This is a genomic window from Bacteroides graminisolvens DSM 19988 = JCM 15093, assembly GCF_000428125.1.
Classification (GTDB): Bacteria; Bacteroidota; Bacteroidia; order Bacteroidales; family Bacteroidaceae; genus Bacteroides; species Bacteroides graminisolvens.
The window spans coordinates 48,367-63,270 of sequence record NZ_ATZI01000009.1 but is presented as its reverse complement, the minus strand read 5'-3'; the positions used below and the strand labels follow the sequence as shown (position 1 = coordinate 63,270).

The window sequence follows — 14,904 nt, the reverse complement described above, 5'->3', positions numbered from 1 at the left end:
CCGATGAAAAAAGGTAAAACATTACTCTTGTTTCTGAGTTTCTTGTTGCTCCCGCTATCAATGGTCGGTGCACCCGGCGAGAATGTGCGTCAGCGTTTGCTGTTCAACCAAGATTGGAGCTTTCATTTAGGAGATATAAAAGGAGCGGAATCAAAAACGTATGATGATAGCTCTTGGCGCAAATTGTCGTTACCTCATGATTGGGCCATCGAGGGAGAATTCAGTGAGGACCATCCTGCAGGTAGTGGAGGTGGAGCTTTACCGGGTGGAATAGGGTGGTACCGGAAAACATTTGTTGCCACTGCTTCCATGAAGGGTAAACGGATATATATCGATTTCGACGGGGTGTATATGAATGCGGAGGTATTCATTAACGGTGTGTCATTAGGCATTCGTCCCTATGGATACATTTCGTTCCGTCATGACCTGACTCCTTATATCATACAGGGAAAAGAAAATGTGCTTGCGGTACGGGTTGACAATGCTGAACAACCCAACTCCAGGTGGTATAGCGGAGCCGGTATTTATCGGAATGTATGGCTTTCTATTACCAATTCTCTCCATGTCGATTTATGGGGGACGTATGTTACGACTCCCGTTGCCAATGCACAGAAGGCAAGCATAAAAGCTGATGTTACACTGAAAAATACCACGGCATCGGTCTTGAAGGCTGAGGTTGTTTCGTATTTATTGGATGCCACTCAGAAAGTGGTATCTCAAGCTAGTGCACAAAACATATCTGTTACTCCTCAGGGAGTGGCCGTTTGCAGTCAGCTGCTTCATTTGGACAGGCCGAAGCTTTGGACTTTGGAGACTCCGTATCTTTATAGCTTGCGCACGGAGGTCAAGGTAGGCAGTAAAACGGTAGATGTGTATGACACGCCTGTGGGTATTCGTTCTTTCTCCTTTGATTCATCTCAAGGATTTATCCTGAACGGAGAGCGAATAAAAATAAAGGGAGTTTGCATGCACCATGATTTGGGCTGTCTGGGGGCTGCCATCAACGTGAGGGCCATGGAGAGGCAATTAGAGATCTTAAAAGAGATGGGATGTAACGGCATTCGTTGCAGCCACAATCCGCCTGCGCCCGAATTGCTCGATTTGTGTGATCGGATGGGCTTTGTGGTAATGGATGAAACGTTTGATATGTGGCGAAAGCGTAAAACAACGTATGATTACTCATTGTATTTCAATGAATGGCACGAACGTGATTTAAGTGACCATATATTACGTGACAGGAATCACCCTTCCATTTTTATGTGGAGTATTGGAAATGAAGTTCTTGAACAATGGACGCATGCCGATGCTGATACGCTTGATATCAAAGAGGCTAATCTGCTGCTGAACATGAAACGTGATAAAAAATCATTGGCTGCAGATGGCAAGGAACTGAGTGTGAATTCTCTCCTCACCAAGAAACTGGTGGATATGGTGAAGGCTCTTGACCCCACACGTCCCGTAACAGCAGGAAACAATGAACCCGATCCGAGTAATCACCTGTTTCGCTCGGGAGCACTGGATCTCATCGGATTTAATTATCACGAAACCTATTTCAAAGATGTACCACGTAACTTTCCGGGCAAACCGTTTATTGTGACCGAATCAACCTCTGCACTAATGACACGCGGATATTATCGGATGCCTAGCGACTCCATGTATATCTGGCCTACTCGTTGGGATATTCCTTTTCACGATGATTCGTACTCTTGTTCTTCTTATGATAATTGTCATGCTCCTTGGGGAACTACTCATGAAGAATCTTGGAAACTGGTGAAGAACAATGATTTTATCAGTGGCATGTATTTGTGGACGGGATTTGATTACTTAGGTGAGCCAACTCCCTACTGGTGGCCTGCCCGGAGTTCTTATTTTGGCGTGATTGACTTGGCCGGATTTCCGAAAGATGTGTACTATATGTATCAGAGTGAGTGGACTGACAAAACGGTGTTGCATGTTTTTCCGCATTGGAACTGGCAAAAAGGTGAAAGGGTTGATCTATGGGCTTATTATAGCAATGCAGATGAGGTGGAGCTTTTTGTCAATGGCAAATCTTGTGGCATCAGGAAAAAAGAGAAGGACGTTTATCATGTGAGCTGGCGAGTTACATTTGAGCCGGGCACTGTGCGTGTTGTGTCGCGAAAGAATGGCAAGGAGGTGCTTAGCCGTGAATTGCACACAGCAGGTGAGCCGGCCAGGATCAGACTCTCAGCCGACAGGAATTCAATAAAGGCGGATGGAGTTGACTTGAGTTTTGTGACGGTGGATATTCTGGATCGTGATGGAAATCTTTGCCCTCATGCAGACAACTTGGTGAAGTTTGAGGTTGATGGTGCTGCTTTTGTGAGTGGGGTTGATAATGGCAGTCCCATCTCTTCTGAGAGTTTCAAAAAGCCGGAACGTAAGGCTTTCTATGGCAAATGCCTGGTTGTACTTCAAAATAATACAGCCCAAGGTGTGATTACATTGAAAGCTACTTCTGCCGGTTTGCAAGAGGGTGCATTGACATTAGAAGCACGTTAGCAGAATAATAATTTGGATATAATACTATTGAAATGAAAAAACAATTTATAGCAGTCTTTATCTTGGCTGCTAGCCTTGGATTACCGGCTTTGTCGCAGACACCCGTTTATCTGGACGAAACTAAACCTCTGGAAGAGCGTGTAAAAGACGCACTTAGCAGAATGACGCTTGAGGAAAAGGTGAAAATGTGTCACGCACAAAGCAAATTTAGTAGTCCGGGTGTTCCTCGTTTAGGGATACCTGAAATATGGATGAGTGACGGACCTCATGGGGTTAGGGAGGAAATTCAATGGAACTCATGGAATGTGGCCTCCTGGACCAATGATTCGTGCACTGCTTTCCCTGCACTGACCTGTCTGGCTGCCACGTGGAATCCTGACATGTCAGCACTTTACGGAAAAGCCATTGGCGAGGAAGCACGTTACCGGGAAAAGGATGTATTGCTGGGACCTGGTGTGAATATCTATCGCACACCGCTCAACGGTCGTAACTTTGAATACATGGGTGAGGATCCTTATCTGGCTTCTGTTATGGTAGTACCTTATATTCAGGGCGTACAGAAAAATGGCGTTGCTGCTTGTGTGAAACATTACGCGCTCAACAATCAGGAATTGTGGCGCGGGCACATCAATGTGGAACTTAGCGATCGCGCTTTGCAGGAAATCTATCTTCCCGCCTTTAAGGCTGCCGTCATGCAAGGTCATGTATGGAGTATCATGGGTTCCTATAATAAAGTCAGGGGCCAGCATGCCTGTCACAACGAATTGTTGCTGCAGCGAATTTTAAAGAAAGACTGGAAGTTCGATGGCGTGGTGATTACCGATTGGGGTGGAGCACATGACACACGTGAAGCGGCTTTGAATGGTTTGGACATTGAAATGGGGTCGTATACTAACGGACTCACTTCCGAATCGGCATTTACTTATGATGATTATTATCTGGCTAAACCTTACCTGAAGATGCTAAAAGAAGGTAGCGTGCCGATGTCTACTATTGATGATAAAGCAAGCCGCATTTTGAAATTGATCTTTCGTACTGCGATGAACAGCCAAAAGCCATGGGGATCGTTTACCTCGGAAGAACACTATTCGGTTGCACGCAAGGTTGCTGAAGAAGGAATTGTATTGTTGCAAAACAAAGCTCTTTCCAAAAAAGAAAAAGCTTTGCTTCCTCTTGATGCAACGAAATACAATAAAATATTGGTTGTTGGAGAAAATGCAACGAGACGCTTAACCGAAGGCGGAGGCTCTTCTGTTTTGAAAGTGAAGCAAGAAATTTCTACTTTGGATGGATTAAGAGCCAAGCTGGGTGATAAGATTGTTTATACTCAAGGCTATGAATCAGGACGTGCGATGTACGATCATGTGGATGTTGTACCACCATCTGTGACCGATTCACTTCGCGCTGAAGCAATTAAACAAGCTGCAGATGCTGATCTTGTTATTTACGTAGGAGGTTTGAATAAAAACCACCTGCAGGATTGTGAAGCCGGTGACCGATTGAGTTATGAACTTCCTTTCGGGCAGAATGATTTGATAAAGGGGCTTCTACATGTGAACAGGAAGATGGTTATGGTGCTATTAAGTGGCAACGCCGTTGAGATGCCTTGGGTAAAAGATGTACCTTCTATTATACAAGGTTGGTACCTGGGATCTGAAACAGGTAATGCTATCGCTAATATATTAACCGGTGAGGTGAACCCCAGTGGTAAACTGCCTTTCTCTTTTCCGGTGAAGTTGGCTGATAATGGAGCGCATGCTTTCGGAGAGATCTCTTACCCGGGCGACAGTATTAATCAAGAATACAAAGAAGACATTCTGGTGGGATACCGTTGGCATGATACTAAAAAGATTCCTGCACTGTTCCCATTTGGTCACGGTTTGAGCTATACTACTTTTGCTTACGATAAGGCAACTCTCTCTTCGAAACAAATGCCTGCCGAAGGCTCTTTAGCTATCTCTTTAAAGGTGAAAAACAATGGAACGTTAGGCGGTAAAGAGGTGGTTCAGTTGTATGTAGGAGATGAAAAGTGTTCTGTTGTAAGGCCATTGAAGGAATTGAAAAAATTCGCCAAGGTTGCTTTGAATCCGGGTGAAGAGAAACTAATTACCTTTACTTTAACACCCGATGATTTGAAGTTTTATGACGAAGCAAGTGGTGAATGGAAAGTAGAATCCGGAAAATTTAAAGTGTACATAGGGGCTTCATCAACTGATATACGGACTGTTACTGATTTCGTATATTGAGGAAGATTCAAAAAAATAACAAAAAAGAAGAGGTTGTGAGACTTCTTCTTTTTTTTGTTTGAACCAATTGGTTGGTCCGTTGTTTATATGATATAAAATGATTTTAAACAAAGAATACTAATAAAGTAGAATTATGACAACAACAAATTTTAAAGGTCAACCTGTAAAAATTAAAGGTGAATTTATCAAAGTAGGAGCAACAGCCCCCGATTTCAACCTCACCAAATCAGACTTATCTTCTGTTTCACTGAGTGAATTCAAAGGAAAGAATGTGATTTTAAATATATTTCCAAGTTTGGATACAAGTGTTTGTGCCACTTCGGTACGACAATTTAACAAATTGGCATCCTCATTGCCGGATACAGTTGTTTTGGCTATATCCAAGGACCTGCCCTTTGCACATGGACGTTTCTGTAGTACAGAAGGTATTACCAATGTGGTAGCCCTTTCAGATTTCCGTCCTTCTCCTTTTGCTGACAACTATGGCTTGCTAATGGAAGATGGTCCTTTGTATGGATTGCTTGCTCGCTCTGTTGTGGTGGTTGATAAAGACGGTAAAGTAGTATATACTGAAATGGTGCCTGAAATTACGCAGGAACCCGATTACGAAAAAGCGCTTACTGCAGCACTTGGTAAGTGATTAATTATGTAGATTCTCAAAAGAAAACGACTGGCCAAAACAAGTTGACCAGTCGTTCTTTTATTTGTATAGTCCGAAAACATAAAGAGCTTTTTAAAAAACATAACCAGCTTTTTGAAAAACATAATGAGCTTTTTGAAAAAGGAAATCCCCTATACAAGCACACCACGATTTATCAAAAGATCTCTTATTTATTATTCGATTTATAACCTTTATATACCAGGTATCCTACAATAAATATAGCTATTGCAATAAAAAGATAACCCAATTCATGGCTGTATTCCGTCACTTTAGCTATCAGTTGTTCTTCAGTTTCAATGCCCGGTACGCTGGCTAAGTAATAACCGATTGCAGCAAGAATCGCATTCCATATTCCGGCTCCCAATGTTGTATACAGTAAAAACGTACTCAGTTTCATACGTGCCAATCCGGCCGGAATTGATATCAGTTGTCTTACCGCAGGTATCAGTCGGCCAATAAAAGTTGAAAGCGCTCCATTTCTGTCGAAATAGGCTTCAGCATGTTCTACTTTAGCCTGATCAATGAGGCACATGTGTCCAAACCTGCTATTAGCAAACTTATACACAAGCGGTCGGCCCAACCACATGGCCAGATAATAATTAATCAACGCTCCAATATTGGCACCAATGGTGGCAAATAATACAACGAGATATATGTTCAATTCATGCCCCACTGCTGCTTTGTACGCAGCAGGCGGAATAACGACTTCTGAAGGAAAAGGAATAAACGAACTTTCAATAGTCATCAGCAAGGTGATGGTCCAATAATTGAGGTGATCCAAGCACCATTGTATAAAAGCTACAGATTCCATGACGTTTTTATTTATTTGGTTACTTGTTATTTATTTATTTATTTTCCCCCAAGTATCTTTTAGTCCTACTGTGCGGTTGAATATTAGTTTGTCAGGAGTCGATTCCTTGTCTATATTGAAATATCCTATGCGTTGGAATTGTAGGTATGACAATGGTTTGAGTTCTGCCAAGTATTTTTCAACGTAGCAGTTGGTTAGCACCTTCAGAGAATCAGGATTCAATAACTCACGGAAATCAGCTTCCGTTTCAGTACCCGGATTTTCTACTTTAAATAAGCGGTCATACAAGCGTACTTCAGCCGGTAAGCAATGAGCGCAGCTTAGCCAATGCAACGTTCCCTTTACCTTACGGTTGCTATCCGGCATTCCGCTACGTGTATTGGGATCGTACTCGCAATAAACCTCCGTAATTTCTCCATTTTCATCTTTCTTGCATCCGGTACATTTTACAATATAAGCGTTCTTCAAACGAACCTCTTGTCCGGGTGTCATTCGGAAATACTTCTTAGGAGCGTCCTCCATAAAGTCTTCGCGTTCCATCCATAATTCACGGCTAAACTCTATCATGTGCGAGCCTGCTTCCGGATCCTCCGGATTGTTGATCGCTTCCATTTGTTCTACCGTATTTTCAGGATAGTTAGTTATAATAAGCTTCACGGGATTCAGTACGGCCGATACGCGTGTTGCTCTGGTGTTCAAATCTTCTCTAACGGCTGCCTCTAAGAGAGAAACATCATTTAGCGCTTCGTATTTAGTGTAGCCAATCATGTCAATGAATTTACGTATTGATTCAGGCGAGTACCCTCTGCGGCGATAACCACAGATAGTAGGCATACGAGGATCGTCCCATCCGTTAACCAATCCTTCTTTCACTAAAGCAAGAAGTTTACGCTTACTCATTACCGTATAGGTAAGATTCAAACGATTGAATTCCATTTGTCGCGGACGATATCCGGCTTCAGTAGCAAGCGGCGTTTCAATTAGTTCGTCAACAAAGTAATCGTAAAGCGGGCGGTGTACTTCAAATTCTAATGTGCAGATGGAGTGCGTAACACCTTCAAAATAATCACTTTGTCCGTGGGCGAAGTCATACATGGGATATGCTTTCCACGTTGTTCCTGTGCGGTGGTGCGGATGCTTAATAACACGATATATAATAGGATCACGAAAATGCATGTTTGAGTGTGCCATATCAATTTTGGCACGCAACACCATAGCACCCTCTTCAATCTCACCGGTATTCATCTGATGGAAGAGAGTGAGACTTTCTTCTATCGGTCTGTCGCGATACGGACTATTTACGCCCGGTTGAGTAGGAGTGCCTTTTTGTTTGGCTATTTCTTCAGCACTTTGTTCATCGATGTATGCTTTGCCCTCTTTAATCAGTTCAACGGCAAAGTCCCATAAATGCTGAAAATAGTCAGACGCATAATATATGTTTTTCCATTGGAAACCCAACCATTGAATATCTTCCATGATAGAATCCACGTATTCAGTGTCTTCTTTTACCGGGTTCGTATCATCAAAGCGCAGATTACACACGCCACCATATTTCTGTGCCACACCAAAATCCATACAGATGGCTTTTGCATGTCCAATATGAAGATAACCGTTAGGCTCAGGCGGAAAACGAGTTTGAAGTCTGCTTCCGTTTTTGCCTTCTTTTAAATCATTTTCAATAGCCTGTTCAATGAAGTTGAGGCTTTTTTTCTCACCTGCATCTTCTTTTATAATATCTGTCATAGTTGTGAATATAAACTTGTAATAAGGGCACAAAAATATGATATTTTTTTCTGATTACCTAGTGTACAGGGATATATCCGCTCTTTTTTATTATTTCCTGTCCTTCGTCAGAAAGGATGTATTGAATGAAGGCATTTACTAATTGTTTGTTCTGCTTGTTATAATAATAAAATAGGGGACGCACGATGGGATATAACTTTTTAGTTGCATTTTCAACAGATGGCATTGCATAGTGCGTACCGTCGTAAGAAACAGCTATAGCTTTCACTCTGGGAGAAAGATACGCCAGCCCCACATATCCGATAGCCCCTTTGGTTTGGCTTACCGACTGAATAATGGCTCCGGTAGCCGGCATAGACAAACTATGGCTCATGTAATTCTTGTTTTTTAATACGCTCTCTTTGAAGAATTCGTATGTACCCGAAGACGTTTCACGCGAGTAAACTACAATTTTACGGTCGTCACCTCCCACTTGTTTCCAGTTGGTTATTTTGCCCCGGAAGATAAGCTCCAATTGTTGTCTGGTTAGCTTTCTGACCGGGTTTGATGGGTGAACAACTACGGCAAGGGCATCATAGGCAATAATGACTTCTTCAGCATCTTGCTTGGCCTTTTTCAGTTTTATTTTCTCACTGAACTTAATGGCTCGCGAAGCCATGGCAATATCGGTTGTGTTATCAAGTAAGGCAGAAATACCCACGCCGCTACCTCCACCGGTAACGGTGACACGTGCTTGCGGATTTTTGTTCATGAAGTTTTCTGCTGCTTGTTGCGAGAGTGGCAGTACAGTGTCACTGCCTTTGATTTTTTGTGCATTGACATTGATTGCATTACATGCCCCAATAAGGAGAAATACCCAATAGCTTGCTTTCATTTTCTATTTCTTTTTATTATTTCTTTTTTGATGGATGCAAATTACATAAATCGATATTACATTTCGTTTACATTTTCTTTAAATAAGTCCATTGTAACCAAAATGTAATACTTATGCAATATTTCCTTCAAACTCTATTCACACGTTTTTAATATAAAGCCCCTTACTTTGCGTCATCAAATAATAAGGTATGAGAAAGTTTTTTGAAAAGATTGTGGCAGGCCTGCTTACGTGCAGCGGATTTGTAACAAGTATTACGATTTTGTTGATCGTTGTTTTCTTATTTATAGAAGCATTTGGCCTATTTAAAAGCAAGGTTATTGAAGATGGCTACGTGTTGGCACTCAATAAGGCAAACCCTGTTAACAGGCTTAGCCCGTCTGAAATTAAGAACATCTTCGATGAAGAAATTACTAATTGGAAAGAAGTTGGAGGTATTGATGCCCCAATCAAAGTATTCAGACTCGAAAATATTACCGATTATTATTCTGAGGAAGAATTAGGAGAGGCGTATGAACTGGCAGGAGATAAGATTGCAGAATTAGTTCAGCACAACCCCGGAATGATAGCGTTCATTCCTTCCCAGTTTGTAAAAGAAGGTAGTAACCTTCATCTGATTAAAGACAATAATATATCTTTTAAAGATGTAATTGCCGGAGCTGAGTGGTTCCCTACTGCTACACCTGCTCCGCAGTTTGGTTTCCTGCCTTTGATAACCGGTACCTTGTGGGTGAGCCTTTTTGCCATTCTGATAGCCCTTCCCTTTGGTCTTTCGGTTTCTATTTATCTTTCCGAAGTGGCAAATACTAAAACGCGTAACATACTGAAGCCGGTTATTGAACTGCTGAGTGGTATACCCTCGGTGGTCTATGGCTTCTTCGGATTGATTGTCATCGTTCCGTTCATACAAAAAACATTTGATTTGCCCGTAGGAGAAACCGGTCTTGCCGGAAGTGTTGTTCTGGCCATAATGGCATTGCCTACCATTATTACGGTTACGGAAGATGCTATGCGAAACTGTCCCCGCTCTATGCGCGAAGCTAGTTTGGCGCTTGGCGCTTCGCAGTGGCAAACGATTTATAAAGTTGTGATTCCTTATTCGATATCGGGCATCACATCGGGTGTGGTACTTGGCATCGGTCGTGCCATTGGCGAGACCATGGCCGTGCTGATGGTAACCGGTAATGCTGCGGTGATACCAACTACTATTCTTGAACCTTTACGCACCATACCGGCAACCATTGCTGCCGAGTTGGGTGAAGCCCCGGCGGGTGGAGCACACTATCAGGCGTTGTTCCTTCTTGGGGTTGTTTTGTTCATCATCACATTGATAATCAATTTGAGTGTGGAGGCTATTTCTGCCAAAAGAAAATAGACGAATCATTCGTAGAAAAATAATAATATGACTGAAATGAATAAATCGGCTCAAATCACTTCATCAGCAAGCAACCGGAAACGTACTTCGCAATACGTTGCATTTGGCTTGTTTCGCTTGCTGAGTTTGTGCGTAGTGCTTATTCTCTTTGCCATTCTGGGATTTATTATCTATAAAGGCGTGGGAGTTATTAATTGGGAATTTATTAGTAGCGCACCCCGCGAGGGGATGACTGCCGGAGGTATATGGCCTGCCATAGTAGGAACTTTCTATTTGATGGTAGGCAGTGCTCTTTTTGCCTTTCCGATAGGGGTGATGAGCGGCATCTACATGAATGAATATGCACCCAAAGGAAAGTTGGTTCGTTTTATACGGGTTATGACAAATAACCTGAGCGGTATTCCTTCTATTGTTTTCGGTTTGTTTGGTATGGCGCTCTTTGTCAATTACTTAGGTTTTGGAGATAGTATTTTGGCCGGCTCGTTAACGTTGGGTTTGCTTTGTGTTCCCATTGTGATTAGAACGACCGAAGAAGCACTCAAAGCTATTCCCGATACTTTGCGTGAAGGCAGCCGTGCTTTAGGAGCCACTAAGTTGCAAACTATATGGCATGTAATCTTACCGATGGCTATGCCCAATGTTATAACCGGACTTATTTTGGCTTTGGGACGTGTGTCGGGCGAAACAGCTCCTATTCTTTTTACTTGTGCAGCGTATTTTCTTCCTCAACTGCCCCAGAGTGTTTTGGACCAATGTATGGCGTTGCCATACCACCTATACGTTATCTCGACGAGCGGAACCGATATGGAAGCCCAGTTGCCCATTGCGTATGGCACTGCGTTGGTGCTTATCCTTATTGTGCTGGCTGTGAACCTGCTGGCCAATGCCCTTCGCAAGTATTTCGAGAAAAAAGTAAAAATGCATTGATATCTAAAAAAGAAAAATAGAAAATGACAAATAGTAAAATAACCACGCGTGATGTGAATTTCTGGTACGGAAGCTTTCATGCATTGAAAAACATAAGTCTCTCAATTGATGAAAAATCGGTTGTAGCCTTTATCGGTCCCTCAGGATGTGGAAAATCAACTTTTCTTCGTTTGCTCAACCGAATGAATGACTTAATTCCTGATACCCGCCTGTCAGGTGAAGTGTTGATTGATAATCAGAACATATACGAGAAAGGGATCGAAGTGGATGAGCTCCGTAAAAAAGTAGGTATGGTCTTTCAACGTCCCAATCCTTTTCCTAAAAGTATATTTGAAAATGTAGCTTACGGACTTAGGGTAAATGGAGTTAAAGATGAATCTTTTATCAGACAGCGCGTTGAAGAAACGCTGAAAGGAGCTGCTTTGTGGGATGAAGTGAAAGATAAACTCAAACAGTCTGCTTACGCTTTATCGGGCGGACAGCAACAGCGTTTATGTATAGCGCGTGCGATGGCTATTTCGCCTTCCGTTCTGCTGATGGACGAACCGGCCTCTGCGCTCGACCCCATATCTACTGCCAAAGTCGAGGAACTTATTCATGAGCTGAAGAAAGAATATACTATTGTGATTGTTACCGACAACATGCAGCCGGCAGCTCGTGTAAGTGATAAAACCGCTTTCTTCTATCTTGGAGAAATGGTTGAGTTTGGTGAAACCAAAAAGATATTCACCAATCCGCTAAAAGAACAAACTCAGAACTATATAACAGGAAGATTTGGATAATAATGTTATATTTGTACCCGTAACTAACAGCAATTAAAATAACTCATAATACATTTCGAATATGGTTAAGTTTATAGAATCGGAACTCGTGCTGCTCAGAAAAGAGATTGATGAGATGTGGACGCTTGTATACAGTCAGCTCGACAGGGCAGGAGAGGCTGTACTTACCCTAGATAAAGAATTGGCTCGCCAGGTGGTGGTTCGCGAAAAGCGCGTCAACGCATTTGAATTGAAGATAGACAGTGACGTGGAAGATATTATTGCACTTTACAATCCGGTAGCTATTGATCTTCGTTTTGTATTGGCTATGCTTAAGATTAACACTAACTTGGAACGCTTGGGTGACTTTGCAGAGAGTATTGCCCGTTTTGTTATCAACTGCCAGGAACCTGCTTTGGATGCCGATTTGCTTAAGAAGTTGCGATTGGAAGAAATGCATGCCGAAGCTCTTTCTATGCTTGAATTAACCAAACGTGCTTTGGCCGAAGAGAGTTTAGATTTGGCAACATCGGTTTTTGCGAAAGACAATTTGCTGGATGAAATTAATGGCAATGTTTCAAAAGTCTTGGCGGAATACTTAAAAGACCATACCGATAGCCTGTTGCCTTACCTCAATCTGCTCACTGTATTTCGTAAGCTGGAACGCTCCGGAGACCACATTACAAACATTGCTGAAGAGATTGTTTTCTATATTGATGCAAAAGTATTGAAGCACAGTGGCAAGGTAGATGAACACTACCCGGAGAAGTGAAAATGATAATAAAGGCAAAGAAATCTCAAAAATATGTTATAAGACATGTTTAAATGTTTGGTAGGTATTAAAAATATGTCTTATATTTGTGCCGTTATCCTGAAAACAATCTTTTTACCTTAAAAAAAACTAATACCTATTGAAAACTGAAAAGTGGGGCTTTGTGAAAAGCCCCACTTTTTTATTATCCATATTATTCTTGTATCTTTGTTGCGTTATTCATAACGGAGGTTTGTCTATGTTGCGGATATGCCTCATTTATTAACCTGTAAAAATAGAAAATATGTTCTCAGGAATAGTAGAAGAATACGCAAAGGTCGTATCGCTGGTTAAAGACCAGGAAAACCTTCACCTCACCATGAGCTGTTCATTTGTAAGCGAACTGAAGATAGACCAAAGTATTTCTCACAACGGAGTGTGCCTTACAGTTGTGAGCAAAACAGATGATACATATACGGTTACCGCCATGAAGGAAACCATTGATCACTCTAACATCGGCTTGTTGAAAGTGGGCGATAAAGTGAATGTAGAACGCAGCATGATGATGAACGGTCGCTTAGACGGACACATTGTGCAGGGACATGTTGACCAAACGGCAACTTGCATTGATATTGCCGATGCCGATGGTAGCTGGTATTTCACCTTTCAGTATGCGTTTGATCGTGAAATGGCTAAACGTGGCTACATAACGGTAGACAAGGGATCAGTTACAGTTAACGGTGTTAGCTTAACGGTTTGTAACCCAACGGAAGATACCTTCCAGGTGGCTATCATCCCTTATACTTATGAGTATACAAACTTCCACGAAATAAAAGTGGGCAGTGTTGTTAACCTTGAGTTTGACATCATCGGCAAGTACATCAGCCGTATGATTGCCTTGGGATAATTACAAATCCTTCAATAATACCTGGCCCGCGTTTTTATAATATTCTTCGCGGGCCTCTATTAATACTTTCCATTGCCCCACAAATTTATTATCTTTATCTACTTTAAAATCTTCGGAACCGTAAGAATCGAGCTTGTCGAGTAGTATTGCCACGCTCATCTGGTTGGTATCCATAGAAGGTAGATAAGCGATGTCTTCATTTAAGTGATCGGTCACCACTTCGTGCACCATGTTGATTTCCTGAAGCTGATAAAGAATCTGGTTGGTTAGCCGGATGGGAATGTGATGCTCGGCCGATAATTCCTCGGCAGAGTAGGGCGGTTCGTTATTGACAAAGCGTTTGGCTATAAGCGAGCAGATCAAGATGGCTATGAAATCACGATACCGACGGCTTATGTTTCGGGTGTCTTTATCAAAGCTAAAGTTCTGAATGTTTTGTCCGGCATACGTCAGCTCCGCACCAAAGAGACAGATAGTCCACGAAGTTTGCATCCATAAAAGAAACATGGGTATGGCGGCAAAACTTCCGTATATGGCGTTGTATTTGGTAACCCACACCTGACTATCAATATATAAGTATTGAAAAGCCTGATAGGCCGTTCCGGCAAGCACCCCAGAGATGAACGCGTTTTTGAACTTTACTTTGGTATTGGGCATGAAAATGTAGAGGCCGGTAAACATGAACCAAGTCAGCGCAAAAGGAATGAGTCGTACCAGGAATTTCAGGATGGGCGCTAGTACTGCGAAGTTATACATCTCCTTCATGGTGGTAGTCATGAAGATAGATAAACCGCCCGATACCACGATGAGGATAGGCAGAAGCAGAAACATCGAAAAGTAATCGGTTACTTTGCGATACATACTTCTGGGCTTCTTTACCTGCCAAATGCGGTTGAATGTGCGCTCAATATTGCTGGTCAGGTTAATCACGGTCCAAAGCAATAAGACTAATCCCACTCCGATAAATACACCGCTTTTGGTTTGCGACAGATACGAGTCTACAAATTGCATCAACAGTTCGGTTGTATCTTTAACTCCACCGAACCCGTGTCTGACCTGATGTTCCATGAGGTTGGCAAAGCCGAAACCACGGGCAATGGCAAACAAAATGGCCAATATGGGCACAATGGCCAGCAAGGTGCTGTAAGTCAGTGCCGATGCTTTATTCATGATTTGATCTTTGGAAAATCTGTTCACGCAAAGATAAATGGTCTTGATGATAGTATATAAGGAGAACTTGGTTTTGGTAACCTCACTTTCGGTAATACGCCAGATGTCGTATGTCAGGAACTTCCAGATGGTATTCAATTTCTTGTTCATGGTAATAT

At 42.2% G+C, this 14,904-nt stretch carries 12 protein-coding genes; 8 read left to right on the top strand and 4 right to left on the bottom strand.

Features of this window, described 5'->3' with window-relative positions; genetic code table 11:
• Window positions 1–3 precede the first annotated feature (3 nt).
• The 3 genes from C511_RS0108550 to tpx all read left to right on the top strand — a co-directional run bounded on the left by C511_RS0108550 (window position 4) and on the right by tpx (window position 5,406).
• Window positions 4–2,520, top strand: a complete 2,517-nt coding sequence (locus C511_RS0108550; RefSeq protein WP_024996556.1) for a glycoside hydrolase family 2 TIM barrel-domain containing protein — start codon at window positions 4–6, stop codon at window positions 2,518–2,520.
• 32 nt (window positions 2,521–2,552) lie between these two features.
• Complete coding sequence (locus C511_RS0108545) at window positions 2,553–4,766, top strand: glycoside hydrolase family 3 C-terminal domain-containing protein (protein WP_027318048.1); 2,214 nt, start codon at window positions 2,553–2,555, stop codon at window positions 4,764–4,766.
• Between the two features lie 133 nt (window positions 4,767–4,899).
• Window positions 4,900–5,406: a thiol peroxidase gene (gene tpx / locus C511_RS0108540; RefSeq protein WP_024996555.1), complete on the top strand. Its 507-nt coding sequence runs from the start codon at window positions 4,900–4,902 to the stop codon at window positions 5,404–5,406.
• A 187-nt stretch (window positions 5,407–5,593) separates the two neighbouring features.
• Here the strand turns inward: tpx and C511_RS0108535 are convergent, their stop codons facing one another.
• The 3 genes from C511_RS0108535 to C511_RS0108525 are packed head-to-tail and all read right to left on the bottom strand — an operon-like array spanning window position 5,594 to window position 8,855.
• Window positions 5,594–6,238, bottom strand: coding sequence for a DedA family protein (locus C511_RS0108535; RefSeq protein WP_024996554.1), 645 nt, complete (start codon window positions 6,236–6,238; stop codon window positions 5,594–5,596).
• Window positions 6,239–6,268: 30 nt separating this feature from the next.
• Window positions 6,269–7,981, bottom strand: a complete 1,713-nt coding sequence (locus tag C511_RS0108530) for a glutamine--tRNA ligase/YqeY domain fusion protein (RefSeq protein WP_027318047.1) — start codon at window positions 7,979–7,981, stop codon at window positions 6,269–6,271.
• Window positions 7,982–8,039: 58 nt separating this feature from the next.
• Window positions 8,040–8,855 (bottom strand): PstS family phosphate ABC transporter substrate-binding protein, encoded by an 816-nt coding sequence (locus C511_RS0108525; protein ID WP_027318046.1) that lies wholly within the window; start codon window positions 8,853–8,855, stop codon window positions 8,040–8,042.
• Between the two features lie 190 nt (window positions 8,856–9,045).
• Between C511_RS0108525 and pstC the strand changes: the two genes are divergently transcribed.
• The 5 genes from pstC to C511_RS0108500 all read left to right on the top strand — a co-directional run bounded on the left by pstC (window position 9,046) and on the right by C511_RS0108500 (window position 13,576).
• Window positions 9,046–10,230, top strand: a complete 1,185-nt coding sequence (pstC, locus tag C511_RS0108520; RefSeq protein WP_024996553.1) for a phosphate ABC transporter permease subunit PstC — start codon at window positions 9,046–9,048, stop codon at window positions 10,228–10,230.
• A 36-nt stretch (window positions 10,231–10,266) separates the two neighbouring features.
• Window positions 10,267–11,157, top strand: coding sequence for a phosphate ABC transporter permease PstA (pstA, locus tag C511_RS0108515; RefSeq protein WP_034782048.1), 891 nt, complete (start codon window positions 10,267–10,269; stop codon window positions 11,155–11,157).
• 23 nt (window positions 11,158–11,180) lie between these two features.
• Window positions 11,181–11,939, top strand: a complete 759-nt coding sequence (gene pstB / locus C511_RS0108510) for a phosphate ABC transporter ATP-binding protein PstB (protein ID WP_027318044.1) — start codon at window positions 11,181–11,183, stop codon at window positions 11,937–11,939.
• Between the two features lie 61 nt (window positions 11,940–12,000).
• Window positions 12,001–12,690 carry a phosphate signaling complex protein PhoU gene (gene phoU, locus C511_RS0108505; protein WP_024996550.1) on the top strand — a complete coding sequence of 230 codons (690 nt, stop codon included), beginning with the start codon at window positions 12,001–12,003 and terminating at the stop codon, window positions 12,688–12,690.
• Window positions 12,691–12,973: 283 nt separating this feature from the next.
• Complete coding sequence (locus C511_RS0108500) at window positions 12,974–13,576, top strand: riboflavin synthase (RefSeq protein WP_024996549.1); 603 nt, start codon at window positions 12,974–12,976, stop codon at window positions 13,574–13,576.
• Here C511_RS0108500 and C511_RS0108495 read toward each other — a convergent pair whose 3' ends face one another.
• Complete coding sequence (locus C511_RS0108495) at window positions 13,577–14,896, bottom strand: YihY/virulence factor BrkB family protein (protein ID WP_027318043.1); 1,320 nt, start codon at window positions 14,894–14,896, stop codon at window positions 13,577–13,579.
• Window positions 14,897–14,904 lie beyond the last annotated feature (8 nt).

What these genes read in the sequence shown, in the direction of transcription:
- C511_RS0108495 (WP_027318043.1), bottom strand. Translation starts at nt 14,896, where the DNA reads ATGAACAAGAAATTGAATACCATCTGGAAGTTCCTGACATACGACATC.
- pstA (WP_034782048.1), top strand. Translation starts at nt 10,267, where the DNA reads ATGAATAAATCGGCTCAAATCACTTCATCAGCAAGCAACCGGAAACGT.
- pstC (WP_024996553.1), top strand. Translation starts at nt 9,046, where the DNA reads ATGAGAAAGTTTTTTGAAAAGATTGTGGCAGGCCTGCTTACGTGCAGC.
- C511_RS0108545 (WP_027318048.1), top strand. Translation starts at nt 2,553, where the DNA reads ATGAAAAAACAATTTATAGCAGTCTTTATCTTGGCTGCTAGCCTTGGA.
- phoU (WP_024996550.1), top strand. Translation starts at nt 12,001, where the DNA reads ATGGTTAAGTTTATAGAATCGGAACTCGTGCTGCTCAGAAAAGAGATT.
- tpx (WP_024996555.1), top strand. Translation starts at nt 4,900, where the DNA reads ATGACAACAACAAATTTTAAAGGTCAACCTGTAAAAATTAAAGGTGAA.
- C511_RS0108500 (WP_024996549.1), top strand. Translation starts at nt 12,974, where the DNA reads ATGTTCTCAGGAATAGTAGAAGAATACGCAAAGGTCGTATCGCTGGTT.
- C511_RS0108525 (WP_027318046.1), bottom strand. Translation starts at nt 8,855, where the DNA reads ATGAAAGCAAGCTATTGGGTATTTCTCCTTATTGGGGCATGTAATGCA.
- C511_RS0108550 (WP_024996556.1), top strand. Translation starts at nt 4, where the DNA reads ATGAAAAAAGGTAAAACATTACTCTTGTTTCTGAGTTTCTTGTTGCTC.
- C511_RS0108535 (WP_024996554.1), bottom strand. Translation starts at nt 6,238, where the DNA reads ATGGAATCTGTAGCTTTTATACAATGGTGCTTGGATCACCTCAATTAT.
- C511_RS0108530 (WP_027318047.1), bottom strand. Translation starts at nt 7,981, where the DNA reads ATGACAGATATTATAAAAGAAGATGCAGGTGAGAAAAAAAGCCTCAAC.
- pstB (WP_027318044.1), top strand. Translation starts at nt 11,181, where the DNA reads ATGACAAATAGTAAAATAACCACGCGTGATGTGAATTTCTGGTACGGA.